Annotated in this window: 26 protein-coding genes; 14 read left to right on the top strand and 12 right to left on the bottom strand. The window is 75.0% G+C overall.

Annotated features, from left to right (window positions below; all coding sequences use genetic code 11):
- The first annotated feature begins 9 nt into the window (after window positions 1-9).
- Window positions 10-612 carry a transglutaminase-like domain-containing protein gene (locus tag IE326_RS24565; protein WP_190043020.1) on the top strand — a complete coding sequence of 201 codons (603 nt, stop codon included), beginning with the start codon at window positions 10-12 and terminating at the stop codon, window positions 610-612.
- 25 nt (window positions 613-637) lie between these two features.
- Window positions 638-1,330 (top strand): B3/B4 domain-containing protein, encoded by a 693-nt coding sequence (locus IE326_RS24560; RefSeq protein WP_190043019.1) that lies wholly within the window; start codon window positions 638-640, stop codon window positions 1,328-1,330.
- 13 nt (window positions 1,331-1,343) lie between these two features.
- Here IE326_RS24560 and IE326_RS24555 read toward each other — a convergent pair whose 3' ends face one another.
- Entirely contained in the window at window positions 1,344-2,069 is a 726-nt protein-coding gene (locus IE326_RS24555; RefSeq protein WP_150226889.1) for a lysophospholipid acyltransferase family protein, read from the bottom strand.
- A 414-nt stretch (window positions 2,070-2,483) separates the two neighbouring features.
- Here IE326_RS24555 and IE326_RS40970 point away from each other — a divergent pair, with 414 nt between their 5' ends.
- From IE326_RS40970 to IE326_RS24525, 6 genes are all read left to right on the top strand, one after another.
- The gene (locus tag IE326_RS40970; protein ID WP_229915691.1) at window positions 2,484-2,783 is read left to right on the top strand and encodes a TlpA family protein disulfide reductase; all 300 of its coding nucleotides are present in this window, start codon (window positions 2,484-2,486) and stop codon (window positions 2,781-2,783) included.
- Between the two features lie 232 nt (window positions 2,784-3,015).
- Window positions 3,016-3,540, top strand: a complete 525-nt coding sequence (locus tag IE326_RS24545) for a flavin reductase family protein (protein WP_190043017.1) — start codon at window positions 3,016-3,018, stop codon at window positions 3,538-3,540.
- Window positions 3,541-3,740: 200 nt separating this feature from the next.
- A complete protein-coding gene (locus tag IE326_RS24540) occupies window positions 3,741-4,526 on the top strand; it encodes an electron transfer flavoprotein subunit beta/FixA family protein (RefSeq protein WP_150226888.1) in 786 nt (261 codons plus the stop codon).
- A gap of 56 nt (window positions 4,527-4,582) precedes the next feature.
- The gene (locus IE326_RS24535) at window positions 4,583-5,545 is read left to right on the top strand and encodes an electron transfer flavoprotein subunit alpha/FixB family protein (RefSeq protein WP_190043016.1); all 963 of its coding nucleotides are present in this window, start codon (window positions 4,583-4,585) and stop codon (window positions 5,543-5,545) included.
- A gap of 155 nt (window positions 5,546-5,700) precedes the next feature.
- The gene (locus IE326_RS24530; RefSeq protein ID WP_150226886.1) at window positions 5,701-6,990 is read left to right on the top strand and encodes a DUF6986 family protein; all 1,290 of its coding nucleotides are present in this window, start codon (window positions 5,701-5,703) and stop codon (window positions 6,988-6,990) included.
- Between the two features lie 85 nt (window positions 6,991-7,075).
- Window positions 7,076-9,070: a serine/threonine-protein kinase gene (locus IE326_RS24525; RefSeq protein ID WP_190043015.1), complete on the top strand. Its 1,995-nt coding sequence runs from the start codon at window positions 7,076-7,078 to the stop codon at window positions 9,068-9,070.
- A 76-nt stretch (window positions 9,071-9,146) separates the two neighbouring features.
- On the opposite strand, the gene IE326_RS24520 is transcribed toward IE326_RS24525, so the two are convergent.
- Window positions 9,147-10,148 (bottom strand): LacI family DNA-binding transcriptional regulator, encoded by a 1,002-nt coding sequence (locus IE326_RS24520; RefSeq protein WP_373310285.1) that lies wholly within the window; start codon window positions 10,146-10,148, stop codon window positions 9,147-9,149.
- A gap of 360 nt (window positions 10,149-10,508) precedes the next feature.
- Window positions 10,509-10,712, bottom strand: a complete 204-nt coding sequence (locus IE326_RS24515; protein ID WP_150226883.1) for a DUF8839 family protein — start codon at window positions 10,710-10,712, stop codon at window positions 10,509-10,511.
- A gap of 139 nt (window positions 10,713-10,851) precedes the next feature.
- On the opposite strand from IE326_RS24515, the gene IE326_RS24510 reads away from it, so the two are divergent.
- On the top strand, window positions 10,852-11,889 hold the full coding sequence (locus tag IE326_RS24510) for an NUDIX hydrolase (protein ID WP_190043014.1): 1,038 nt from the start codon (window positions 10,852-10,854) through the stop codon (window positions 11,887-11,889).
- A gap of 8 nt (window positions 11,890-11,897) precedes the next feature.
- Here the strand turns inward: IE326_RS24510 and IE326_RS24505 are convergent, their stop codons facing one another.
- On the bottom strand, window positions 11,898-12,596 hold the full coding sequence (locus IE326_RS24505) for an MBL fold metallo-hydrolase (protein ID WP_150226881.1): 699 nt from the start codon (window positions 12,594-12,596) through the stop codon (window positions 11,898-11,900).
- Window positions 12,597-12,746: 150 nt separating this feature from the next.
- Complete coding sequence (locus tag IE326_RS24500; RefSeq protein ID WP_150226880.1) at window positions 12,747-14,114, bottom strand: dipeptidase; 1,368 nt, start codon at window positions 14,112-14,114, stop codon at window positions 12,747-12,749.
- 359 nt (window positions 14,115-14,473) lie between these two features.
- Between IE326_RS24500 and IE326_RS24495 the strand changes: the two genes are divergently transcribed.
- Entirely contained in the window at window positions 14,474-15,769 is a 1,296-nt protein-coding gene (locus tag IE326_RS24495) for a geranylgeranyl reductase family protein (RefSeq protein WP_229915690.1), read from the top strand.
- Between the two features lie 115 nt (window positions 15,770-15,884).
- Here the strand turns inward: IE326_RS24495 and IE326_RS24490 are convergent, their stop codons facing one another.
- The gene (locus tag IE326_RS24490; RefSeq protein WP_150226879.1) at window positions 15,885-16,355 is read right to left on the bottom strand and encodes a nitroreductase family deazaflavin-dependent oxidoreductase; all 471 of its coding nucleotides are present in this window, start codon (window positions 16,353-16,355) and stop codon (window positions 15,885-15,887) included.
- Window positions 16,356-16,628: 273 nt separating this feature from the next.
- Between IE326_RS24490 and IE326_RS24485 the strand changes: the two genes are divergently transcribed.
- Entirely contained in the window at window positions 16,629-17,333 is a 705-nt protein-coding gene (locus IE326_RS24485) for a TetR/AcrR family transcriptional regulator (protein ID WP_190043013.1), read from the top strand.
- Window positions 17,334-17,411: 78 nt separating this feature from the next.
- Here IE326_RS24485 and IE326_RS24480 read toward each other — a convergent pair whose 3' ends face one another.
- Window positions 17,412-18,206 carry a maleylpyruvate isomerase family mycothiol-dependent enzyme gene (locus IE326_RS24480; RefSeq protein WP_190043012.1) on the bottom strand — a complete coding sequence of 265 codons (795 nt, stop codon included), beginning with the start codon at window positions 18,204-18,206 and terminating at the stop codon, window positions 17,412-17,414.
- Between the two features lie 142 nt (window positions 18,207-18,348).
- Between IE326_RS24480 and IE326_RS24475 the strand changes: the two genes are divergently transcribed.
- Window positions 18,349-19,575, top strand: coding sequence for an ROK family protein (locus IE326_RS24475; RefSeq protein ID WP_150226876.1), 1,227 nt, complete (start codon window positions 18,349-18,351; stop codon window positions 19,573-19,575).
- Window positions 19,576-19,801: 226 nt separating this feature from the next.
- On the top strand, window positions 19,802-20,572 hold the full coding sequence (locus tag IE326_RS24470; RefSeq protein WP_190043011.1) for an SAM-dependent methyltransferase: 771 nt from the start codon (window positions 19,802-19,804) through the stop codon (window positions 20,570-20,572).
- Between the two features lie 45 nt (window positions 20,573-20,617).
- On the opposite strand, the gene IE326_RS24465 is transcribed toward IE326_RS24470, so the two are convergent.
- Both IE326_RS24465 and IE326_RS24460 read right to left on the bottom strand, forming a co-directional pair.
- On the bottom strand, window positions 20,618-21,208 hold the full coding sequence (locus IE326_RS24465) for an ATP-binding protein (protein WP_150226874.1): 591 nt from the start codon (window positions 21,206-21,208) through the stop codon (window positions 20,618-20,620).
- A 188-nt stretch (window positions 21,209-21,396) separates the two neighbouring features.
- On the bottom strand, window positions 21,397-21,714 hold the full coding sequence (locus IE326_RS24460) for a hypothetical protein (RefSeq protein ID WP_150226873.1): 318 nt from the start codon (window positions 21,712-21,714) through the stop codon (window positions 21,397-21,399).
- Between the two features lie 195 nt (window positions 21,715-21,909).
- Between IE326_RS24460 and IE326_RS24455 the strand changes: the two genes are divergently transcribed.
- Window positions 21,910-23,040 carry a PLP-dependent cysteine synthase family protein gene (locus IE326_RS24455; protein ID WP_190043010.1) on the top strand — a complete coding sequence of 377 codons (1,131 nt, stop codon included), beginning with the start codon at window positions 21,910-21,912 and terminating at the stop codon, window positions 23,038-23,040.
- On the opposite strand, the gene IE326_RS24450 is transcribed toward IE326_RS24455, so the two are convergent.
- The 3 genes from IE326_RS24450 to IE326_RS24440 are packed head-to-tail and all read right to left on the bottom strand — an operon-like array spanning window position 23,003 to window position 24,848.
- Entirely contained in the window at window positions 23,003-23,500 is a 498-nt protein-coding gene (locus IE326_RS24450) for an SRPBCC family protein (RefSeq protein WP_150226871.1), read from the bottom strand. The genes IE326_RS24455 and IE326_RS24450 overlap by 38 nt on opposite strands.
- A gap of 56 nt (window positions 23,501-23,556) precedes the next feature.
- Window positions 23,557-24,033, bottom strand: a complete 477-nt coding sequence (locus IE326_RS24445; RefSeq protein ID WP_190043009.1) for an SRPBCC family protein — start codon at window positions 24,031-24,033, stop codon at window positions 23,557-23,559.
- Window positions 24,030-24,848, bottom strand: coding sequence for a DeoR/GlpR family DNA-binding transcription regulator (locus IE326_RS24440; protein ID WP_150226869.1), 819 nt, complete (start codon window positions 24,846-24,848; stop codon window positions 24,030-24,032). The genes IE326_RS24445 and IE326_RS24440 overlap by 4 nt, the downstream gene beginning before the upstream one ends.
- Window positions 24,849-24,982: the final 134 nt, after the last annotated feature.

The following is a 24,982-nucleotide window of genomic DNA, read 5'->3' as shown; positions in this document are numbered from 1 at the left end:
TCGCGACCCATGGAGCTGATCCAGCAGAACCCCGACATCGCCGCGTACCTCGCGGCCGGCGAGGCCGTCGACCACGACCATCCGCTGGTCCGGGCCACGGCCGACCGCATCGCCGCCGCACACCCCGATGCATACGCATACGCCGAAGCGGCCTATGTCTTCGTCCGGGACGCCATCCCGCACTCCCAGGACTCCGGCGACCTCCGCGTCACCTGGCGCGCCTCCGACGTGCTGGAGCAGGGCACGGGCATCTGCTACGCCAAGTCCGTCGCGTACGCCGCCCTCCTGCGGGCCCGGGGCGTCCCGGCCGCCCTCTGCTACCAGCGGCTCGCGGACGACGACGGGTCGAACCCGGTGGTCCACGGCCTCGTCGCGGTGCGGCTCCCGGGCGGGGATCGCTGGGCCCGGCAGGACGTGCGGGGAAACGTGCCGCCGGGCGTGGACGCCCAGTTCTCGCTGGAGGAGGAACGGCTGGCCTGGACCGTGCGTCCCGAGTTCAATGAAGTGGACTACCCGGTCCTTTATGATGAACCTCATCCGGTGGTGCTCCGGACCCTCCAAGCCGCGCCCGACCGACCGCACCTGTGGCGGACGCTCCCCACGGAACTGTGAGTTCCGAAGAACCGAACGGCGGAACATGACCCTCACGCTCACCGTCTCCGACGAGGTCCGCGCCCTCGTCCCCGGCTTCACCCACCTCGCGATCGAGGCCCGCGGGCTCGTCAACGGACCCAGCGACGCGACCAGCGCGGCCCTCCTCGACGAGGCCGCCGCCCGGCTCGCCGCCCGCCTCGACGGCCGCACCCCGGACCAGGACCCGCACGTCGCCGCCTGGCGCGCCGCGTACACCGCCTTCGGCGCCAAGCCCTCCCGCACCCGCAACTCCGCCGAGGCGCTCGCCCGCCGCGCCCTCGCGGACGGCGGACTGCCCCGCATCAACCGGCTCGTCGACGCCTACAACGCGATCAGCGTCGCCCACCTCGTCCCCGTCGGCGGCGAGGACCTGAACCGGATCGAGGGCGGCATGCGCCTCGTCCGGGCCACCGGCGAGGAGGACTTCGTCACCGTCGCCGGCGGCGAGGAGACCGTGGAGCACCCCGAGCCGGGCGAGATCGTCTGGTGCGACGAGCGGGGCGCCACCTGCCGCCGCTGGAACTGGCGCCAGGGGCCGCGCACCCGCATCGACGACGACACCACCGACGCCCTCTTCCTCCTGGAGTCCCTCGCCCCCATGACCCGCGGAGAACTCCTCGCGGCCGGGGAGGAGCTCGCCGAAGCGCTCCTCAAGGTCAGCCCCGGGGCGCGGATCACCGTCCGCGACCCCGGGTGACCGGCGGCGGGGGCTAGCTCCCGGAGGCCTTCAGCTGCTCCGGGGTCGGCGCCGTGCCGCCCAGGTGCGCCGGGATCCACCAGGTGTCCGCGGCGTCCTTCGGGCGCACCGGGTAGGCGCGCTGCGCGGCCTCCAGGAGCTCCTGGACGCGCTCGCGCAGCCGCCGGGTGATCGCCCCCGCGTACTGGTCGGCGGGGGCCTCCACCGGCTCGCCGACCCGGATCGTCACCGGGATGTGGGCCCGCTTGAAGTTCCGCGGCCGGCCCTTCGTCCAGATCCGCTGCGTGCCCCACAGGGCCATGGGGATCAGCGGCACCCCGGCCTCCTGGGCGAGCCGGGCCGCGCCCGACTTGAAGCTCTTCAGCGTGAAGGACTCCGAGATGGTCGCCTCGGGGAAGACGCCGACGATCTCGCCCGCGCGCAGCGCCTCCAGGGCGTGCCGGTACGCGTGCTCGCCCTGGGAGCGGTCCACGGGGATGTGCTTCATCGCCCGCATCAGCGGCCCGGAGACCTTGTGCCGGAAGACCGACTCCTTCGCCATGAAGCGCACCAGCCGCTTCTGCGGCAGCGCGGCCAGGCCGTCGAAGATGAAGTCCAGGTAGCTGATGTGGTTGCTGACGAGGACGGCTCCGCCGGTCCGCGGGATGTGCTCCGAACCCTGTGTGTCGATCTTGAGGTCGAGCGCCTTGAACATGGTGAGCGCGGCGCCGATCACCGGTCGGTACACGAGTTCTGCCATGGGAGGAAGTTACCCCTTCGTCTGTGCCTTCTGGGAGGGCTCTCCCGGCGAAGTTACGCGGCCGTAGGTTTTCGGCTTTGGGCAGATCGTGCCGCATGTGCGCCCCGGTGACCAGTCCAGACGGCTTCGCACGGGGAGATTCTCGTCACTCGCGGTGGTCGTGGCGGGAATTCGACGACTCCGTGCGACGCTTCCGTGGGGGACGGGCGAGAGGGAAGACGCGGGAGCGGGGAAAGCGGGATGACGGTGACGGGCGCGACGGACGCGGCAGGCGTGACGGACGCGGCGGAAGGGGCGGGCGCGGCGGCACCGGCGCCCGTACGACAGGACGCCGTGCGACCGGAGTCCGGGCCGCAGGACGCCGTACGACCGCAGTCCGGGCGGCAGGAGCCGGGGCGGCCGGGGCCCGGGCGCCTGGGGCCCGAGTCGCTCGGTGCCGCGCTGGGGGAGCGGGCCACCTTCGTGCAGTTCTCCACGGCCTTCTGCCAGCCCTGCCGGGCCACCCGCCGGATCCTCGCCGAGGTCGCCGCCATGGTGCCGGGCGTGGCGCACGTCGAGATCGACGCCGAGGAGCGCCTCGGCCTCGTCCGCGCCCTCGGCGTCACCCGTACCCCCACCGTCCTCGTCCTCGGCGCGGACGGCGGCATCGTCCGCCGGGCCGCCGGGCAGCCCCGCCGGGCCGACGTCATCGCGGCCCTCGGCCGCGCCCTGTGAGGACGGTCCCCGGGTCCCGGCGGGGCCGTCCCTGACGCGGTGACGCATCTCCCACATGCCGGTACGCACTTGACCCGGACCGTCACCCGTCGTCACCCTGACGGAGTGACCGGTGAACTCCTTCTCTACGGCCGCGCCCATGTGGACCTGGGCCGCCATGCGAGCGCGCGCTGTCCGGGCCTCTGACGCCCCCGGACCCCGCACCATGCCGCCCCGCACGAAGGACAACTCCATGACGGTTTCGCCCGAGCTCCGTACCGTTCCCACGATCGGCGCCCCCCGGTCGGCCTCGCCCGACCTGCTCCGCTCCGTCTTCCGCCGCCACGCCTCCGGCGTCGCCGTGATCACCGCCCACGGCGAGCGCCCCGTCGGCTTCACCGCCACCTCGCTCAACTCCGTCGCCGCCGAGCCGCCGCTGATCTCCTTCGGCGTCGGCACCGGCTCCTCCAGCTGGCCCGTCGTCGCCGAGGCCGAGCACATCGGCGTGCACATACTCGGCGAGCACCAGGAGGAGCTGGCGGCCACCTTCGCGCGCAGCGGCGCCGACCGCTTCGCCGAGCCGACCCGCTGGAGCCGGGGCCCCGAGGGCGTGCCCGTGCTCGACGGCGTCCTGGCCTGGCTGGTCTGCCGGGTGGTGGCCCGGGTGCCCGCCGGCGACCACCGCATCGTGATAGCCCAGGCCGTCGCGGGGGATTTTGATGGCGCGGGCCGTCCGCTCCTCTACCACCACGGGCGCTTCAACGCGCTGCGCGACTGAGAGAGTTCCCGTGAGGGCCACGTCCGCCGCGTTGGCCAGATCACAGGGATGAGCGCTTGCTCATTGGTCACGAACTGGGTGTACTGGCGAGTAATATTTCGGTCGGGGCGTCCGGACCCCGACCGGAAACCCGCCCTTCAGGCGCCTATGCTGCGAGCAACAAGGCAGCCCAGTTATGACGATGCAGTAGGAGAGCCGGCGTGAGCTTGAGGATCGTTGTCTGTGTGAAGTACGTGCCGGACGCCACTGGCGACCGGAAGTTCGCCGACGACCTGACGGTCGACCGCGAGGACGTCGACGGTCTCCTGTCGGAGCTCGACGAGTACGCGGTCGAGCAGGCGCTCCAGATCGCGGAGGAGGCGGACGACGCCGAGGTCACCGTCCTCACCGTCGGCCCCGAGGACGCGCGCGACGCCCTGCGCAAGGCGCTGTCGATGGGCGCCGACAAGGCCGTCCACGTCGACGACGAGGACATCCACGGCTCCGACGTCATGGCCACCTCGCTGGTGCTCGCCAAGGCTATCGAGAAGACCGGCTACGACCTGGTCATCGCCGGCATGGCCTCCACCGACGGCACCATGGGCGTCCTCCCGGCGATCCTGGCCGAGCGCCTGGGCGTCCCGCAGGTCACCCTGCTCTCCGAGGTCAAGGTCGAGGACGGCAAGGTCACCGGCCGCCGTGACGGCGACACCGCCTCCGAGACCCTGGAGGCCTCCCTCCCGGCCGTCGTCTCCGTGACCGACCAGTCGGGCGAGGCCCGCTACCCGTCCTTCAAGGGCATCATGGCCGCCAAGAAGAAGCCGGTCGAGGAGCTGGAGCTCGACGACCTGGACATCGACGCGGACGAGGTCGGCCTGGAGGGCTCCTGGACCGCCGTCGACACCGCCGACGAGCGTCCGGCGCGCACCGCGGGCACGATCGTCAAGGACGAGGGCGAGGGCGGCAAGCAGCTCGCCGAGTACCTCGCGAGCCAGAAGTTCATCTGAGGCTCCCGCGAGCCCCTCAGACCGCCCCTTTTTCGTTCGCAGGAGATTGAAGTCCCATGGCTGAGATTCTCGTCTACGTCGACCACGTCGACGGAGCCGTCCGCAAGCCCACCCTGGAGCTGCTGACCCTCGCCCGCCGCATCGGCGAGCCGGTCGCCGTCGCCCTCGGCAACGGCGCCGCCGACACCGCCGCCGTCCTCGGCGAGCACGGTGCCACCCGCGTCCTGACGGCCGAGGCCGCCGAGTTCGCCGACTACCTGGTCGTCCCGAAGGTCGACGCCCTCCAGGCCGCGTACGAGGCCGTGTCCCCGGCCGCCGTGCTCGTCCCGTCCTCCGCCGAGGGCAAGGAGATCGCCGCCCGCCTCGCGGTCCGCATCGGCTCCGGCATCATCACCGACGCCGTGGACCTGGAGGCCGGTGCCGAGGGCCCGGTCGCCACGCAGTCGGCGTTCGCCGCCTCGTACACCACCAAGTCCCGCGTCTCCAAGGGCACCCCGGTCATCACGGTCAAGCCGAACTCGGCCCCCGTGGAGGCCGCCCCGGCCGCCGGCGCCGTCGAGGCCCTCGCGGTCTCCTTCGGCGAGCTGGCCACCGGCACCAAGGTGACCGCCCGCACCCCGCGCGAGTCCACCGGCCGCCCGGAGCTGACCGAGGCCGCGATCGTGGTCTCCGGCGGCCGCGGCGTCAACGGCGCCGAGAACTTCGCGGTCATCGAGGCCCTCGCCGACTCGCTCGGCGCGGCCGTCGGCGCCTCCCGCGCCGCCGTCGACGCCGGCTGGTACCCGCACTCCAACCAGGTCGGCCAGACCGGCAAGTCGGTCTCCCCGCAGCTGTACATCGCCGCGGGCATCTCCGGCGCGATCCAGCACCGCGCCGGCATGCAGACCTCGAAGACCATCGTCGCCGTCAACAAGGACGCCGAGGCGCCGATCTTCGACCTCGTCGACTACGGCGTGGTGGGCGACCTCTTCGACGTCGTCCCGGTCCTGACCCAGGAGGTCCAGGCCCGCAAGGGCTGACGACCCGCCCTTCCGCAGGTCCAGGGGGCCGCACGGCGCATCTCGCCGTGCGGCCCCCGGTCGTTCCGGTCAACCATTGACGCGGGCCCGGCGGACTATTAACTTCGCTATGCGGATTGTTGATTCCGTGAAGCGGAAAATAGGAGGGATCTGGGATGGGTCAGCAGGAGAAGGTGTCGACGAGCCTCGCGGGTGCGGTCAGCGAGGGCATCAGCGCCTCCCTCGCCGCGGTGGACGCCGAGCTCGACCGCCGCTATCCGGGCGACCCCGGCACCCGCCAGCCCGTCCACACCGTCTACGTGCCCGGCAACGTCTTCGACGCCGGCACCATCCGCTCCTGGGGCGACCAGGCCCTCGCCGCGCTCGACGAGCACGCCCCCGACGCCGCCTCCTTCGCCGCCGTCCTCGGCCTCTCCGACGCGCTCGCGGAGGACGTGTACGGCCGCGTCCGCGCCAAGCTGGAGCGCGAGCCCGTCGAGGACCTGCGGGTCGACTTCGAGGACGGCTACGCGGGCGCCGACGAGGACCAGGACGCCGCCAAGGCCGCCCGTCTGATCGGCGAGGCGTACGCGAACGGCACCGCCGCCCCGTACATGGGCATCCGGATGAAGTGCATGGAGTCCGCCGTCCGCGACCGCGGCATCCGCACCACCGACGTCTTCCTCACCGGCCTCCTGGAGAACGGCGGCCTCCCCGACGGCCTCGTCCTCACCCTCCCGAAGGTCACCTACCCCGAGCAGGTCACCGCCTTCGTCCGGCTCCTCGAAGCCTTCGAGAAGGCCCACGGCCTCGACGCCGGCCGGCTCGGCTTCGAGATCCAGATCGAGACCAGCCAGTCCATCCTGGCCGCCGACGGCACCGCCGCCGTCGCCCGCATGATCGACGCCGCCGAGGGCCGCGCCACCGGCCTCCACTACGGCACCTTCGACTACAGCGCCTGCCTCGGCGTCTCCGCCGCCTACCAGGCCAGTGACCACCCGGCCGCCGACCACGCCAAGGCGGTCATGCAGGTCGCCGCCGCCGGCACCGGCGTCCGCGTCTCCGACGGCTCCACCAACGTCCTCCCGGTCGGCTCCACCGCCCACGTCCACGAGGCGTGGAAGCTGCACTACGGCCTCACCCGCCGCGCCCTGGCCCGCGCCTACTACCAGGGCTGGGACATGCACCCGGGCCACATGCCCACCCGCTACGCCGCCGTCTTCGCCTTCTACCGCGAGGGCTTCGAGGCCGCCGCCAAGCGCCTCTCCGCCTACGCCAACCACGTCGGCGGCGACGTCATGGACGAGCCCGCCACCGCCAAGGCGCTCTCCTCCTACCTGCTGCGCGGCCTCCAGTGCGGCGCCCTCGACACCGCCGAGGTCGACGCCCTCACCGGCATGACCCGCGCCGACGTGGAGCGCTTCGCGGCCCCGCGCCGCGGCGACCTCACCGCCGCCGAACGCTGACCCCGCCGCGCGGACCGGTCACTTTTCCGCCAACTGCCCCGTACTCTTGTCGAGTTCACATGATCGACAGGGGAACGGGGCAGCGGTGTCTTCGGGGGAGAACGGGCGGCTCGCGGGCCGCTACAGAGTCGTGCGCCGACTCGGGCGCGGAGGAATGGGCGTCGTCTGGCACGCCGTCGACGAGGTCCTGGGCCGCGAGGTGGCCGTCAAGGAGCTCCGCACGTACACGGACACGGCCGCGGGCGAACTCGCCGACCTGCGGCTGAGGATGACCCGGGAGGCCCGCGCGGCGGCCCGCGTCCGCCACCCCGGGGTCGTCGCCGTCCACGACGTCACCGAACACGAGGGCCGCCCGGTCATCGTCATGGAACTGGTCGACGGCCCCTCGCTCGACGACGTCCTCAAGGAGAGCGGCGTCCTGGAGCCGTACGAGGCCGCCCGGATCGGCGCCGGCGTCCTGGAGGCGCTCGCCGCCGCCCACGACGCCGGGGTCCTCCACCGGGACGTCAAACCCGGCAACATCCTGCTCGACCGCTCGGGCCGGACCGTCCTCACCGACTTCGGCATCGCCGCCATGGAGGACCCGGACGACGGCTCCGCCACCCGCCTCACCCGCAGCGGCGAGATCATCGGCTCCCTCGACTTCCTGGCCCCCGAGCGGGCCAGGGGCCAGGACCCCGCCCCGGCGGCGGACGTCTGGGCCCTCGGCGCGACCCTGTACGCGGCGGTCGAGGGCTCCTCGCCCTTCCGCCGCACGTCGACCTGGTCCACGCTCGCCGCGATCGTCGCCGACCCGCTGCCGGAGCCCCGCCGCTCCGGGCCGCTCGCGCCGGTGCTCCTCCGCCTCCTCGACAAGGACCCGGCGGCCCGCCCGGACGCCCGCGAGGCGGCCCGGCTCCTCGCCGGCCTCGCGGCCCCGCCCCCGCCGGACCCGCGCCTCCCGTCCCCGGCACCCGAACCGGCGGCCGGGGCCGGGGCCGGCGAGTCCCTCGCATCGGTCCCCGACGCGGTGCCCGGCGTGGCCCCCGACGCGGCTCCCGAGCCGGTGGCCGGCTTCGGGCCGCCCGTGGTGCCGCCTGTGGCGCCCCCCGCGGTGTCGCCCTCCGGCGGCGACCCGGCGGCGGTCACGCGTCCGGCGTCCGGGCGGCGGGCGGCCCGCCGGGGCGACCGGGGCCGGAAGGGCAGCCGGGCGAACGCGGTCGTCGCCGCCTCCGTCGCCGCCGTCCTGCTGGCCGGCGGCGGCATCACGTACGCCCTCATGGACCGCGACGACTCCGCGCGGGCCTCCGGGGCGAGGTCCGGCGGCACCGGCGAGGGCGCGGACGGCGCCTCCGGCGCGGCGGGGGAGCCCGGGCACGTCCTGGAACCCGGCGGGACCGGCACCGCCCCGGCCTCCGTGTCGCCCGGCACGGCCCCCTCCGCCACCGGCCCGGACGGCTCGGCGGCCCCGTCCGGCGGCGACGCGGGCGGCACGGCGGCCTCCGGAGGCGCGTCCCGCGACGGCACGGGCGGCGGTGCGGGCGACGGCGGTACGGACACGGGCTCCGGCGGCTCGTCGGGCCCCGCCGCCGCGACCTCGGGCGGCGGAGGCACGGACACGGGCTCCGGCACGGCCGGGGCCTCCGGCGGCCAGGGCGGGACGGCGACGGGCGGCGACGACTCCACGGCCTCGTCCGGCGCCACAGGCGGTTCCGGCACCTCCGGCGGTTCCACCAGTTCCGGCGGCTCCGGGGGAGGCGCCACCGCCCCGGCCGGCGCCACCACCGCCGCGCCCGATCCGACCACGCAGGCCCCGGCCCCGGCGGGCTGCGAGGCGGGCGGGGCCGGCACCGTCTGCCAGGTGGTGAGCGCGGGCGTCACGCGCCGCCACGACGGCGGGGAGATGGGCACGATCGGCACCGGCCCGCACACGTTCTACTGCCAGGTCGACCTCGACCACAGCGAGACCTCCGGCGGCGTCAGCAGCCGCTGGTTCGCCCGCACCGACGACGACAGCGGCAACACCAACGTCTACTTCAGCGTGCTCCACCTCGGAGGCGGCGGCTCCGGCGGCCCGGTGGACGGCCTGCGGATCTGCTGAACGGACACCCCCGGACCCGTCCGCCCCTCCCCGTCCGCCCCTCGCCGGGCGTTCCGGGGAGGGGCGGACGAGCGGGTCAGGCGGACGGTCCCGGCGGGATCTCGCCCGAGCCGCGGGCGAGGAGCCGCGTCCCGATGACCACCCGGCGGGGCGCCTCCGCCGCCCCGTCGAGGCGCCGGAACAACTGCTCGGCGGCGGTCCTGCCGAGCGCGGCCGGATCCTGCGCGATCACCGTGACCCCCAGCACGTCGCCGAGCTCCACGTCGTCGAAGCCGACCAGCGCCACCGGCGCCCCGTCGCCGCGGGCGGTCCGCGCGGCGAGGAGCCGGACGGCGGTGACGGTGACCCGGTTGTTGCCCGCGAAGAGCGCCGTCACCGGCTCGGGACCGGCCAGCATCCCCTCGACCGCCTCCGTCACCCGCCGCGGATCCGTCGGGCCCGGCGCCACCCACCGCTCGTCGACCGGCAGCCCCGCGTCCTCCATGGCCGCCCGGTAGCCGCGCAGCCGCTCCGCCGCCGTGTGGATCCGCGGCCGGTCGCCGACGAAGCCGATCCGCCGGTGCCCGTGGGCGATCAGGTGCGCCACGCCCTCCCGGGCCCCGCCGAAACCGTCCGACAGGACGGCGTCCGCGTCGAGCAGCCCCGCCGGGCGGTCGGCGAAGACCGTGGCCACGCCCGCCCGGATCTCCGGTTCCAGATAGCGGTGGTCGTCCCCGGCCGGGATCACGATCAGCCCGTCCACCCGGCGCGCGCACAGGGCCAGCGCCAGCTCCTGCTCCCGCTCCGGGTCCTCCGCGCTGGAGCCGTTGATCAGGAGCGTGCCGTGGGCCCGCGCCACCTCCTCCACGGCCCGGCCGAGCTGCCCGTAGAAGGGGTCGGCCAGGTCCTCCAGGACGAGCCCGACCGTCGCGGTGCGCCCCTTCCGCAGCACCCGCGCGCCGTCGTTGCGGCGGAAGCCGAGGGCGTCGACGGCCTCGCGCACCCGCCGTTCGGTCTCGGGGGTGACCCCCGGCTCGCCGTTGACGACCCGCGAGACGGTCTTGAGGCCCACGCCCGCGCGGGCGGCGACGTCCTTCATCGTGGGCCGGTTGCCGTAGCGGGGCGCGGAGCGGGTGGTCTCGGCCACGGTGCGGGATTCCTCCAGGGTGGGTGTGCCGGCGGGCGCCGTCCGGCGGATCATGCGCCCCGGGACCGAGCATAGAGCCTGGAAAACGTTGTCAGGCCGGGGTCGTCCGGTACGGCCCCGAGGGCGTCCGGTACGGCTCCGAGGGCGGCGCGCGGCGCGGCGGGAACGGCGCGAGAACCTCCGCGCACGCCCTCGGCCCGCGAGGGCACGCGCAACCCGCGCGCACGTCCTCATCCCGTGCGCGCGTCCGTCGCCCCGCGTCTGCGTCTGCCGCCGCCGTCGCGGCCCGCGCGCTCCCGCGGCGCCCCGGCCTCACTCCCGCACCGGGGCCGCCTCGGGCTCCCGGGTGCGCTCCGGTGCGCGCTGCTCCACCACGACCAGGAAGGCGTCGGACGCCAGGTCCATCACCACCCGGGCCGGCACCCCCTCCTCGCGGCGGGCGCCCGCGTACTCCTCGGCGGGCCAGTGGCCCCGCGGTCCGCCCGCCGGAAACCTCTCCAGAACCGTCCGGTCCATCTCCGCACCCCCTCGTGCTCGCCGTTCCCAACGACGGCGGGGCCCGAAGCGTCACGCAAGGGGGCCGGACGTGTGTTCGTGGTTTTCGTGGCAGGGTGTTGCGGGCAAGCCTCAGGGGGCCGTCGATGAGGGGGGAATCGTGATCGTCTGGATCAACGGTGCTTTCGGCGCGGGCAAGTCCAGCACCGCGCGCGAACTGATCGGTCTGATCCCGCACAGCACGCTGTACGACCCCGAGACGACCGGCGGGGAGCTGCGCAGGCTCCTGCCCGCCGGACGGCTCGCCGAAGTGGACGACTACCAGGACCTGCCCATCTGGCGCAGGCTCGTCGTGGACACCGCGGCGGCCCTGCACGCCGAGGTCGGCGGGGTGCTCGTGGTGCCGATGACCCTGCTCCGGCAGGAGTACCGCGACGAGATCTTCGGCGGCCTCGCCGCCCGCCGGATCGATGTCCGGCATGTGCTCCTGGCGCCGGAGGAAACGATCCTGCGCAAACGGATCGACGACCGGGCCGACTACGGCGACCCGGCCGTCGACGCCGACGTGCGCCGCTGGTGCCACGCCCACCTCCCGCTCTACCGGGAGGCCGTGGCCGGCTGGCTCGGCGCCGACGCCCACGTGGTCGACACCTCCGCCCTCACCGTCGCCGAGACCGCCCGGACCGTCGCCGACGCGGTCCAGGGCGGCCGCGCCGAACCCTGCGGGATCGTCCAGACGCCCGAGCCGACCCGCGAGACCCTGGCCGCCGGCGTCCTCCTCTTCGACGAGGAGGACCGCTTCCTGCTCGTCGACCCCACCTACAAGCCCGGCTGGGAGTTCCCCGGCGGCGTCGTCGAGTCCGGCGAACCGCCCGCCCGCGCCGGGATGCGGGAGGTCGCGGAGGAGATCGGCCTCGAACTCGACGCCGTGCCCCGGCTGCTCCTCGTCGACTGGGAACGGCCCCAGCCGCCCGGCTTCGGCGGCCTCCGGCTGCTCTTCGACGGCGGCCGGCTCGCCGCCCGCGACCGGGACCGGCTCCGGCTGCCCGGCGCCGAACTGCGCGCCTGGCGGTTCGTCACCGAGGCGGAGGCCGCCGACCTCCTCCCGCCCGTCCGCTACGACCGCCTCCGCTGGGCCCTGCGCGCGCGGGAGCGCGGCACCGTGCTCAACCTGGAGGCGGGCGTCCCGGTCGGCTGACCGCCCCGTCAGAGGGCGACGGCACCGGCCGCCGCGGCCGCCGCCAGCTGCTCCGCCGTGTCCGAGGTCACGGCGGGGCCGTGCCCGCAGCACAGCACCGACGGGCGCAGCTCCGCGAGGCGCCGCAGCGACTCCAGGGCGAGCGCGCGGTCCACGTGGAACACCCCGAAGGTCACCCCCTGCACCGACGCCACGGTGTCGCCCGTGAAGAGGACGCCGTGGCGGGGGAGGTGGACCGCCATCGAGCCGGGGGTGTGCCCGGGGGTGTGGACCGCGACCGCGCCGTCCCCGAAGCCCAGCTCCTCGCCGTCCCCGACCTCCCGGTCCACTCGCGTCGGCGGCGCCTCGGGGACGGTCAGGCCGTGCTCCCAGAGGGGGAGTTCCCACTCCAGGAGGTCGGGTTCGGGCACCGGCAGCTCGCCGCGCACGTACGGCGCGTCGAGCCGGTGGGAGACGATCGCTGCGCCGTGCCGGTCGGCCAGCTCCTGGGCCGCGCCCACGTGGTCGCGGTGGCCGTGGGTGAGGACGATGCGGGCCAGCCGGTCCGGGTCGAGGCCGGCCGCCCGTATCGCCGCGGTCGTGACGTCCGCCGAGCCGGCCCAGCCGGCGTCCACCAGGGTCAGTTCGTCGTCGTCCCGCCACAGGTACGACTGCCCGATCGAGTGGTCGAGCAGGTGCAGCCTGGGCGTGATCCTCAGGGGTTCCATGCGCCGAACGTAAGCGCCCGCGCGGCCCCGCGGGGCGTTCTACGCTCTCGGCGAGCTTCGCCCAGCGCTGAACCCGCCGGACCGGCCGCCCGTGCGGCCGGTCCGGCGGGTCCGATGGCCCCGGCGACCTGTTCCGTGTGTTCCGTGCCGTCAGGCGCCCTTGCCACCCGCGTAGTTCACCAGGAACAGCGCCTCGGCGACGGCGAGCCGCTCCAGCTCCTCGGGCGAGACGGACTCGTTGACCGCGTGGATCTGCGCCTCCGGCTCGCTCAGGCCGATGAGCAGGATCTCCGTCTGCGGGTAGAGCGTGGCGAGCGTGTTGCAGAGCGGGATCGAGCCGCCCATGCCGGCCGCCTGCATCTCCTGGCCGGGGTACGCCACCCGCATCGCCTCGGCCATCGAGGCGTACGCCGGGCTGGAGGTGTCCGCCTGGAACGGCTGGCCCTGGCCGACCTGCTCCAGGGTCACCCGGGCGTTCCACGGCGTGTGCTTCTCGATGTGCGCGAAGAGCAGCTTCGTCGCCTCGGCCGCGTCCTGGCCGGGCGGCACCCGCAGGCTGATCTGCGCACGGGCGGTCCGCGGGATCGACGGGGTGGCGCCGGCCACCGGGTGGCAGTCGATGCCGATGACGGTGACGGCCGGACGGGCCCAGATGCGGTCGGCGACCGTGCCGGCGCCCGGCAGGTCCACGCCCGGCAGCACCTTGGCGTCGGCGCGGAACTGCTCCTCCGGGTACTGGAGCCCGTCCCACACGGCGTCGGCCGGCAGCCCGTCGATCACCGTCGAACCGTCCTCGGCGCGCAGCGAGTCGAGGACCCGGATGAGCGCGGCGAGCGCGTCGGGCGCGGCACCGCCGAACTGGCCCGAGTGGAGGTTGCCCTCCAGGGTGTCGACCTGGACCCGGATCATCGTCATGCCGCGCAGGGTCGCGGTCACGGTGGGCAGGCCGACGCGGAAGTTGCCCGCGTCGCCGATCACGATGGTGTCGGCGGTCAGCAGCTCGGGGTGCTGCTCGGCGTACCGCTCCAGACCGCCGGTGCCCTGCTCCTCCGAGCCCTCGACGATCATCTTGACGGTCACCGGTACGCCGCCGTTGGCCTTGAGGGCCCGCAGCGCCAGCAGGTGCAGGACGAAGCCGCCCTTGCAGTCGGCGGCGCCGCGGCCGTACCAGCGGCCGTCCTCGCGCTCGGTCAGCTCGAACGGCGGGGTCAGCCACGCCGACTCGTCCAGCTTCGGCTGCACGTCGTAGTGGGCGTAGAGGAGGACGGTCGGGGCGCCGGCCGGGCCGGGCAGCACGCCGTACACCGACTGCGAGCCGTCGGGCGTGTCGAGCAGCGCCACGTCCTGGAAGTCCTCGGCGCGCAGCGCGTCGGCGACCCAGTTCGCGGCCCCCTCGCACTCGCTGCGGGGGGCCACGGCCTCGTCCGCGACCGACTCGAAGGCGACCAGTTCCGCCAGCTCGGTCTTCGCCCGAGGCATCAGGGACCGGACGGTCTCGGCGATCGGATTCGGCGTCATGGGCACGCTCCTCGTGGGTGCGACGTTGAGTCTGGGGGAGCGATCGGCGTATCTGGTGGTACGGCGTTCGCACCCTCGATCCTACGACCGGGCCGCGGCCTACCGAGCCGTAGGATGCGTGGAGCAGACGCCGGTCGGATCAGGAGCAGAAGCACATCGTGAGCAGCGAGCACGCAGAGAACGCCGGTCCGGAGTCCACCGAGCCGCTCGTGCCCGGCGGACCGGCCGCGGCGGCCGGATCCTCCGGCGCGGAGCAGGGCCCCGTGGTGGACGCGGATCCCGGCGCGGACCTCGGTACGGATTCCGGTGCGGAAGCCGGTGCGGACGTCGATGCCGACGCCGGCGGGGAGCGGGCGGACGTGTGGGACGTCGTGGTCGTCGGTGCCGGCCCGGCCGGCGCGTCGGCGGCGTACGCGGCGGCGGTCGCGGGCCGGCGGGTGCTGCTCCTGGAGAAGTCCGAGCTGCCCCGGTACAAGACCTGCGGCGGCGGCATCATCGGCCCCTCCCGCGACTCCCTGCCGCCCGGCTTCGAACTGCCCCTCCAGGACCGGGTGCACGCGGTCACCTTCTCCCTCGAAGGCCGCTTCGCCCGCACCCGCCGCTCCCGCCGGATGCTCTTCGGGCTCATCAACCGGCCCGAGTTCGACGCCCAGCTCGTCGAGCACGCGCAGAAGGCGGGCGCCCAGCTCCGCACCGGCGCGACCGTGAGCCGGGTGGAGCAGCACGGCCCGTCCGTGCCGGACCGGCGGACGGTCGCGGTGGTCCTCGCCGACGGCGAGACGGTGCTGGCGCGGGCCGTGGTCGGCGCGGACGGCAGTGCCAGCCGGATAGGGGCGCACGTCGGGGTGAAGCTCGGCCAGGTCGACCTGGGCCTGGAGGCGGAGATCCCGGTGCCGCCGTCGGTGGCGGAGGACTGGAAGGGCCGCGTCCTCATCGACTGGGGCCCGATGCCCGGCAGTTACGGCTGGGTCTTCCCGAAGGGCGACACCCTCACCGTCGGTGTCATCTCGGCGCGCGGCGAGGGCGCGGCGACCAAGCGCTACCTGGAGGACTTCGTCGCCCGGCTCGGCCTGTCCGGCTTCGAGCCCACGATCTCCTCCGGCCACCTGACCCGCTGCCGCACCGACGACTCGCCGCTCTCCCGCGGCCGGGTCCTGGTCTGCGGCGACGCGGCGGGCCTCCTGGAGCCGTGGACCCGCGAGGGCATCTCGTACGCGCTCCGCTCCGGCCGGCTCGCCGGCGAGTGGGCGGTCCGGGTCGCGGAGGCCGGCGACGCGGTGGACGCCCGCCGCCAGGCGCTCAACTACGCCTTCGCGATCAAGGCCGGGCTCGGCGTGGAGATGGCGGTCGGGCGGCGGATGCTCGCCGTCTTCGAGCGCCGCCCGGGACTGCTGCACGCGGTGATCACCGGGGTCCGCCCGGCCTGGAAGGCGTTCGCGGACATCACCCGCGGCTCGGCCACGCTCGGCGGCATGGTCCGCTCGAACGGTCTGGCCCGGCGGGCCCTGGAGGTGCTGGACCGACGGATGGACACCGAGTCCGGCGTCGGCACGGCGGGCCGGGGCGTGGGCCGCAAGGACGACGGGGCCGACGCCGGGACCGGGACGGGCACTGACGCCGACGCCGCTCCGGAGGCGGCGGCCGGAGCCTCCTGACGGCGGGCCGCACCGGAGCGGCGCCGGAGGCAGTGGCGCCGGCCGCAGGGGCGTCGGACGGAGCGAGGACTGGGGGAGCGAGGGCGGGTGCGGACCGGTGGGTCCGTGTCCGCCCTCACGCGTCGTCGTCGGCGGCGGACGCGATGCGGAAGACGGGGTGCTTGGGGGCGATGGCGCGCAGCTCCGCGTCGGTGGAGTCCGGGCCCACGCCGGCGAAGAAGACGCCGACCTCGGCCTTCCACCGCTTGAGGTAGGCGCGCAGCACCTCCACCTTGGCGTCGTCCCCGACCTCGGTGGCGGTGAACGCCTCGACCTGCTTGCCGAGGTGCAGCTCGCCGCCGCCGACCGCCCGCATGTTGCGGGTCCACTGGACGTGACCGCGCGGGGCGACCAGGTAGCGGGCGCCGTCGAGGGTGAGCACGTTCACCGGGGTGGTGCGCCAGGCGCCGCTCTTGCGGCCCCGGACGGCGAGGACCCGCGAGCCCCAGACGCTGACGCCCCGGCGGGTGAGCCAGGCGACGGCGCGGTTCATGACGTTGACGGTGAACCAGCCGGGCTTGACGACGTGGGCGGCGGTGGCGGACATGGGGACCTCCTGGGCGGTGTGGGTGGCGCGGGCGGGACACGTGGGGCGTGCGGTGCGTGCAGTGCGTGCGGGGTGTGCAGGGTGCGTGGGGCAGGTGGGATGTGCGGGGTGCGAGGACCTGTGACTGCGTGAGCTCTGCTCTCGGCTCGTATCGCTTCCTTAAATCGTGAGCACTGCTCTCGCTTGAGAACAGTCTGCACGGATCGGCGCTCGCATGCAAGAGCAGTGCTCTCTTTTTAGTGCGCCGATCCGATACGTGGCAGACTGTTCTCCATGACCACCGTTCAAGGAGCCCGTGCCCGTGCCCGGGCCGAGATCACCGCCGCCATCAAGGACGAAGCCCGGCGGCAGCTGGCCGCCGAGGGTGCCGCCAAGCTCTCGCTGCGCGCCGTCGCCCGCGAGCTCGGCATGGTCTCCTCCGCGCTCTACCGCTACTTCCCCAGCCGGGACGACCTGCTCACCGCCCTCATCGTCGACGCGTACGACGCCGTCGGCGCCGCCGCGGAGACCGCCCACGCCGCCGCCGTGCGGGCCGCCCCCGGGGGCCACCTCGCCCACTGGACCGCCGTCTGCCGCGCCGTCCGCGCCTGGGCCGTCGCCCACCCACACGAGTACGCCCTGATCTACGGCTCCCCGGTGCCGGGCTACACCGCCCCGCAGGACACGGTCGGCCCGGCCGCCCGGGTCGGGCTGCTCCTCGTGGCGACCGCCCGCGCCGCCTACGAGGCCGAGGGGGTCGCGCTGCCGCCGCTGCCGGACAGCCTCACCCCGGAGGCGGAGCGGCTCGCCGCCGACCTGGCGCCCGACCTGCCGCCCGCGCTCGCCGTCTCCCTCGTCTTCGCGTGGGCGCAGCTCTTCGGCCTGGTCTCCTTCGAGGTCTTCGGGCAGTTCAACCGGATCGTCGAGGACCGGGACGCCTTCTTCGCCACCGCCGCCGAACGACTCGGCCGCGAGGTCGGCCTGCTCCCGGGACGCTGACCCCGGGAAGCCGAAAGCCGAAAGCCGAAAGCCGGAAGCGGGAAGAGAGAAGACGGGAAGCGGACCCGGCGGGCCGGGTCAGCCGATCGCCGAGGTCTCCCGCCACAGCCGCAGCAGCTCCGGGTCGCCGGAGGCGGTGACCGCCGAGGCAGGCAGCCGGTTCCACAGCGTCAGGTAGAGCCGGGCGGCGGTCCCCGTGAGCTCGGCGTCCACGGGACCGCCGGCCGCCGGGTCCCCGGTCGCCGGGCCGCCGTCCGCGGTGCCGCCGTCCGCCGTGCCGCGCTCGGTCACGGGCGGCGCGGCCGAGAGCCGTACGGTCCACACGTCCCCGGTGTCCGTCGCCCGGATCCGCAGGGTGCGCGGGACGGCGGTCCTGACCCGGCTGCGGTCGAGGCCGTGGAAGCCGGCGAGGAGTTCGTCGACGCCGTCGGCGGCGAAGGCGGCCCCGACCGGCCCGGGTCCCGTGCCCGCCGCGAGGGCGGACTCGGCGTCGGCCCGGTGCACGGCCGTCTCGTGGGCCTGCCGCCGGGCCCAGAAGGCGAGCGGCGACGGGGCGGGGAAGAAGGTCCAGGCGGCCAGGTCACCGGGCGCGGCGCGCAGGGCGGCGACCAGGGCGGCGTGGCCCTCGCGGTAGTGGGCGAGGAGCGGGGCGCCGTCCAGCGGCGGTTCCGCGCCCTCGGGGCGGTACTCCGCGTGCCCCTCGGTGACGAAGCCCGTCGCCCAGCGGTGCACCGTGGTGGTGTGCCGCAGCAGGTCGCGGACCCGCCACCCGGGGCAGGTCGGGACCCCGGCGTCCGGTCCCGCCGCCTCCGCCGCGTCGGCGAGTCCCCGCCCGGCCGCCTCCAGCGCGTCGATGTGCTCCGCGGTCCTCATCCCGTACCCCCTCCTCCGGCGGGGCGCCTCCCGGTGGCCGCGCCTCCGCCGGGATTCTGGCATCCCGGCCGCCGTCGCACCCGCGTCCGGCCCGATCCGCCCGGGTCCGGCCGGCGGCCCCGATCATGGGAGACTCGGGCGCATGAACGGCAAGGCGACGACGACGCGTACTCGGCTGGACAGGGGGCGCAGCGCGCTCGGCCCCGCGCTGGAGCTGGTGCACACCGGCCGGGCGCCGACGCGGGCCGTCCTCACCGCCGAACTGGGCGTCACCCGTGCCACCGCCGGAGCCGTCGCCGCCGAGCTGGAGGCCCTGGGCCTCATCCGGGTCGACTCCAACCCCGGGGCCGCCGCCGGCTCGCAGGGCCGCCCCTCGCACCGGCTCGCCGTGGACGAGAAGGGGCCCGTGGTGCTCGCCGGGCAGGTCCACCCCGACGGGTTCCGGGCCGCGCTGATCGGCCTCGGCGGCACCCTCGTCGCCACCCTCCCCGGCGCGGTGACGGTCTCGGCCGACCCGGCGCAGGTCGTCGGCGCCGTCGTCGACGCGGGCGCCGCCCTGCTGCGGGAGACCGGGCGGCGCTGCGTCGGCGCGGGCCTCGCCGTGCCGTCCGCGGTCGCCGAGCCCGAGGGCACCGCGCTCAACCCGCTCCACCTGGCCTGGCCCGCCGGGGCCCCGGTCCGGGAGATCTTCGCCGAGCGGATCCGCGGCGCCGGGATCGAGGGTCCGGCCTTCACCGGCAACGACGTGAACCTCGCCGCGCTCGCCGAGCACCGGCACGGCGCCGGGCGCGGCGCCCGCGACCTGCTGTGCGTGGCCACCGGCCACCGGGGCGTCGGCGGGGCGCTCGTCCTCGACGGGCGGCTCCACACGGGCAGTTCGGGCCTCGCCCTGGAGGTCGGGCACCTGACGGTCAATCCGGAGGGGCGGCCCTGCCACTGCGGCGGGCGCGGCTGCCTGGACGTCGAGACCGACCCGCTGGCCTTCCTCACCGTCGCCGGCCGGGAGCCGGGCCCCGAGGTGTCGCTGCTCCAGCAGGCCCGCGACCTGCTGCGGACCGCGCCGGACGACCCGGGGGTACGGGGCGCGGTGGAGGAGCTGATCGACCGCCTCGGCCTCGGCCTCGCCGGACTGGTGAACATCCTCAACCCGGACCGGATCATCCTCGGCGGCCTCCACCGCGAGCTGCTGGACGCCGACCCGGAACGGCTGCGCGCGGTGGTCGCGGACCGCAGCCTGTGGGGCCGCAGCGGCGGAGTCCCGATCCTGCCCTGCACCCTGGACCACAACAGCCTGGTGGGCGCGGCCGAACTGGCCTGGCAGCCGGTCCTGGACGACCCCCTGACCGCGCTGGGCGGCGCGCCCGTCTGACCGGACGGGAAGGCACGGCGCGGGCACGCGCACGCGAAAACCCATGGGGAGGGGCGCGTACGCGGAAACGCAGGGGAGGGACGCGTACGCGGAAACGCGCGGAGGACGGGAGCGTACGCGGAAACGCGCGGAGGACGGGCGCGTACGCGGAAACGCGCGGAGGACGGGCGCGCGTGCACGGAAAAGAGGTGGGCGCCACGGGCCGCGGCCGGTAACGTCCCCGTCCATGATCGATTCCGATGCCGAGCTCCCGCCCCGCCTGGGCAGCCTCACCTTCCACGGCCCGCTCTCCGAGGACCGGGCCGAACGCCTCGTCCGCCGGATCGCCGCCTCCGGCCCCGCCGACGTCCTCGACATCGGCTGCGGCTGGGGCGAACTGCTGCTCCGCGTCCTCGACGCGGTGCCCGGCGCGAAGGGCACCGGCATCGACATCAACGCCGAGGACCTCGCCCGGGGCCGGGCGCTCGCGGCGGAGCGCGGTCTCGCGGACCGCGCCGTCTTCGTCGAGGAGTCCGCGCGCGGCACCGCCCGCGGCCCCGTCGACGCGGTCCTCTGCCTCGGCTCCAGCCAGGCCCTGTGCGACCCGGAGCTGCCGTACGACCCGGCGGAGGTGCTGCGCGAGCTGCGCCGGCTGGTCCGGCCCGGCGGCGTGGTGGTGCTCGGCGAGGGCTTCTGGGAGCGGACCCCGACGGAGGCGGAGCTCGCCGGGATGTGGCCCGGCGCCCGCGTCGACGACCACCTCCCGCTGGGCGACCTGGTGGACCTGGCGCTCGGGGCCGGGTTCCGGCCGGCCTGGATCGAGTCGGCCGGCCGCGAGGAGTGGGAGGTCTTCGAGTCGGGCTACCGGTACGACACGGAGCTCTGGCTCGCGGCCCACCCGGACCATCCGCTGGCCGCCGAGACCCGCGAGCGGGTGGACCGGCAGCGCTCCGGCTGGCTGAACGGCTACCGGAACGTCCTCGGCATCGCGTACCTGACCCTGGTCGCCACGGCCTGACGCGCGACCGGGGGCCTCGCCCCGCGGACCCGGCCCCGCCCGGCGTCAGGCCGGGCGGGCGCCGCTCGCGGCGAGGGCCGGGGCCTCGGCGGGCGGGCGGAGGGGGACGCCGGCGAGGCGGCTGTACGAGACGATCGGGGCCAGGGGCACCGGGGCGAAACCGAAGCCGAACCCGGCCTCCGCGCCGACCGCGGCCGGTCCTTCGGCGCGCGGCGGCGCCGTCAGGACGAACCAGACGACCTTGCCGCTCGCGCCTCGCGGACGCACGCCCCAGCTGTCGCTGAGCGCGTCCACGATGGCCAGGCCGCGGCCCGAGGTCGCGAGGGCCTCCGGCCGTTCGTCCCAGAGGTCCTCGAGCGCGGCCCCGGACGCCACCGGCATCCGGGGGTCGTTGTCCCGGACCGAGACGGTCAGCCGGTCGAGCAGCAGTTCCAGCTCGACCGTGCACTCCTTGTCGGGCTGCGCGTGGCGGTGCACGTTGCTCAACAGTTCGGTCACTCCCAGTTGGACGGGATCGACCAGGTCGTCGAGATGCCAATGGCGCAGATGGGCGGAGACGATCCTGCGGATCCCACCGATCCGCGACGGCAGGGCCTGAAGCTCCACCGCGTAATACCTGCTCGGCTCGCTGATCACGGCTGCGACTCCCCGAAGTGGTCTGAAGTAGACGGAGATTCGGATCTGTCCTGCGGTACATCAGGGCGGCGCACTGAGCACAGTGTCACCACCGTTGAACCCTCAGTGAGGTCCCTCCAGCCTGAACCAGCCGTCACCGCCCCGCAACCCGCCGCGAGCTTCCCCAGGTCAGCGGCGTGCGGGGACGGTCAGCCGCCGGCGGCCGCCCGCTTCAGGGCGGCGAGGAAACGGCCCGCCTCCTCGGCGTCCCGGGCGTCGTCGTCCCCTGCGCCGTCCATGGTCAGCCGGTAGCGCGTGCCGTTCACCTTCGCCACCGTCTCCTCCGCCTTCGCGAACCACGGCCGGCCCGCCCGCACCGCCCGGACCGGCGCGCTGTCGATCTCGGAGCCGTAACTCGTCAGGAGCGCGAGCCGGCCGTCCTCGATGCGCACCTCCCCGGCCCGGGTGAGCGAGCGCGGCCAGCGCGCGATGCGTACGCCCCTGGCGCTGAACTCCGGTTCCGGCATGCCGGTCCACCCCTTCCGTCCGCCTCGTCCCTCCCAGTGTGCCGGGCCGTCGGCGCGGGCACCAGTGACCCTCGGACGGCTGTTCCCCAAGGGGATCCTATGGAGCGTCAAAGGGAACGTTTGCCCAGGTGGGAGGGGTATCGTCGGGTGCGGGAAGCCAGGGTCCGCCCCGGCGGGACAGCGAGGAGAGAACCGTTGAGCACCACCCCCCACCACACCGTCGAGCCCCTGGTCACCGTGGACGTCGACCGCAGCGACCCGGCCTACCGCGCCTGGCTCAAGGAGGCCGTCCGCAAGGTCCAGGCCGACGCCAACCGCTCCGCCGACACCCACCTCCTGCGCTTCCCGCTCCCCGAGAAGTGGGGCATCGACCTGTACCTGAAGGACGAGTCCACCCACCCCACCGGCAGCCTCAAGCACCGCCTCGCCCGCTCGCTCTTCCTCTACGCGCTCTGCAACGGCAGGCTCCGCCCCGGCAAGCCCGTCATCGAGGCGTCCAGCGGCTCGACCGCCGTCTCCGAGGCGTACTTCGCGAAGCTCATCGGCCTTCCCTTCGTCGCCGTGATGCCCCGCACCACCAGCCCCGAGAAGTGCCGGCTCATCGAGTTCCACGGCGGGCAGTGCCACTTCGTCGACGACTCGCGCACCCTGTACGAGGAGTCCGCCGCGCTCGCCGCGCGCACCGGCGGCCACTACATGGACCAGTTCACCTACGCCGAGCGGGCCACCGACTGGCGCGGCAACAACAACATCGCCGAGTCGATCTACCAGCAGCTGCGCCTGGAGCGGTACCCCGAACCGGCCTGGATCGTCGCCACCGCCGGCACCGGCGGCACCTCCGCCACCATCGCCCGCTACGTCCACTACACCCAGCAGGACACCCGGATCTGCGTCGCCGACCCGGAGAACTCCTGCTTCTTCGACGGCTGGGTGCAGGGCGACCCCGACGCCACCGCCGACTGCGGCTCCCGCATCGAGGGCATCGGCCGGCCCCGGATGGAACCCAGCTTCGTGCCCGGCGCCATCGACCGCATGATGAAGGTCCCGGACGCGGCGAGCGTCGCCGCCGTCCGCGCCCTGGAGACCGCGATCGGGCGCAAGGCGGGCGGCTCCACCGGAACCGGCCTGTGGAGCGCCCTCAAGATCGTGGCCGAGATGGTCGCCGAGGAGCGCACCGGCAGCGTCGTCACCCTGATCTGCGACCCCGGCGACCGCTACCTCGACAAGTACTACTCGGACGCCTGGCTCGCCGAACAGGGCCTGGACATCGCCCCGTACGCCGCCGCCGTCACGCGCTTCCTGGAGACGGGCGTCTGGCCGGAGTGAGCCGCAGGTCCAGCGCGGCCGCCGCCCGCCGGAAGGCCAGGCCCAGGCCCGGCGAGCCCAGCCGCAGCCCGGCGCGCAGCGGCGCCGGGCCGTCGGCCGCCATCGTCCAGCGCAGCCGGGTCCCGGCGCCCCGGGGCGCCAGGGCCCACTCCTCGGCCAGCGCCGCTATGCCGGGCGCGTTGGTGGCGTCGACCCGGTAGGCGTAGCGGAGGTCCGGCTCGGCGGCCAGGATCGTCTCCTCGAAGCGGATGCCGCCGCGCAGCCGGATCGTGCGGCGCGCCCCGTCGTCGGCGGGGACGGCCGAGGCGACCGCACGGAACCAGGAGGGCAGGCTGCCCACCTCCACCGCGAGCGAGCGGTAGACCGCCGGGGGCGGCGCCTGGAGCACCGCCTCGAAGGCGAGGCGGACGGGCGCGGTGGCGGTGAAGCCGAGCTCCACCGGCCGCAGTCGGCGTGGCATGGACCGGACCTCCCCGGGACGGGACGCGTGGGAGCAGCACCCTAGCTGACGCACCGTCAGTGCGAAAGTCCGTTCGAGCCACGGGAGTCCGGGGCGGGACCGGAGCCCAGCAGGCCGTCGAGGGCGCGACCGAAGACCACCCGGCCCGCCCGCGCCAGCACCCCGTCGAAGAACGCGGGGACGCCCCGTACCGCCAGCTCCTCCGTCCACACCACCCGCGTGCCGCCGCCCTCCGCCGCCACCTCGATCCCGGCCCGGCCGCGCACCAGCCGGCCGCGCTTCTCCAGCAGGCACACCCCTGGGCGGCCGTCGCCGGGCGGCTCCCAGCGGACCACCTCCATCGGGTCGTCGAAGGCCAGCGGGCCGAGACCGGTACGGGCCGTGAAGCGGGTGCCGACCCGGTTCGGGCCGGGCGTCAGGACCGTCGTCCGCGTCAGCGGCACCCGCCGGCCGTGCGCCGGCCAGTCGGTGAGGCGCCGCCACGCCTCCTCCGGCGCCAGCGGCACGCGACGGACCACCCGGAAGCGCCTCATCCCGCCGCCTCGCCCGCCACCAGCAGCCCCGGCACGTGCTCCGCGACCTCCGCCCGGACCTCCGGGGCCATCCCCCGGTCCGTCACCCAGGTGTCCACCTCGCCCAGCACCCCGAACGAACTCAGGCCCACCGTCCCCCACTTGGTGTGGTCCGCGACCACCACCACCCGGCGCGCCGACCGGATCAGACAGCCGTTGGTCTCCGCCTCGGCCAGGTTCGGCGTCGACAGGCCCGCCTCCACCGAAAGCCCGTGCACCCCCAGGAACAGCAGGTCGAAGTGGAGGGAGCGGACCGCCCGGTCCGCCACCGGCCCCACCAGCGCGTCCGACGGGGTGCGCACCCCGCCCGTCAGGACCACCGTCGCCGCCCGCGCCCCCTCACCGACCGCCGGCCGAGCCTCGTGGAAGACGTCCGCCACCCGCACCGAGTTCGTCACCACCGTCAGGTCCGGCACGTCGAGCAGCCGCCGGGCCAGCGCGTACGTCGTCGTCCCGCCGGAGAGCGCGATCGCCGAACCCGGCAGCACCAGCGCCGCCGCCGCCCGCGCGATCTCGTCCTTCGCGCTCGGCTCCAGCACCGACTTCGCCTCGAACCCCGGCTCGTGGGTGCTCGCCTCCGCCACCGGCACGGCCCCGCCGTGCACCTTGGCCACCACGCCCTGCCGCGCCAGCGCGTCCAGATCGCGACGGATCGTCATGTCCGACACGCCGAGACGCCGCGTCAGCTCGTTGACCCGGACACCGCCGCGCCGCCGCACCTCGTCGAGGATGAGGGCGCGCCGCTGCTCCGCGAGGAGGTTCTGATTGTCGCTCACCGCCGGGGCCGGTCCTTCCGCAGGGAACAAGGGGATGAGTGTCGGATTCCGTGAGGGACCGTATGCGGACGGTCATCCGTCCGCGATCCTGGAACCGACGTCGCATCCTCCCACTGACGAGAGGAAGACCCCTA

Source organism: Streptomyces filamentosus, from assembly GCF_014654895.1.
Taxonomy (GTDB): domain Bacteria; phylum Actinomycetota; class Actinomycetes; order Streptomycetales; family Streptomycetaceae; genus Streptomyces; species Streptomyces filamentosus.
This window is presented reverse-complemented; position numbering and strand designations above follow the sequence as displayed.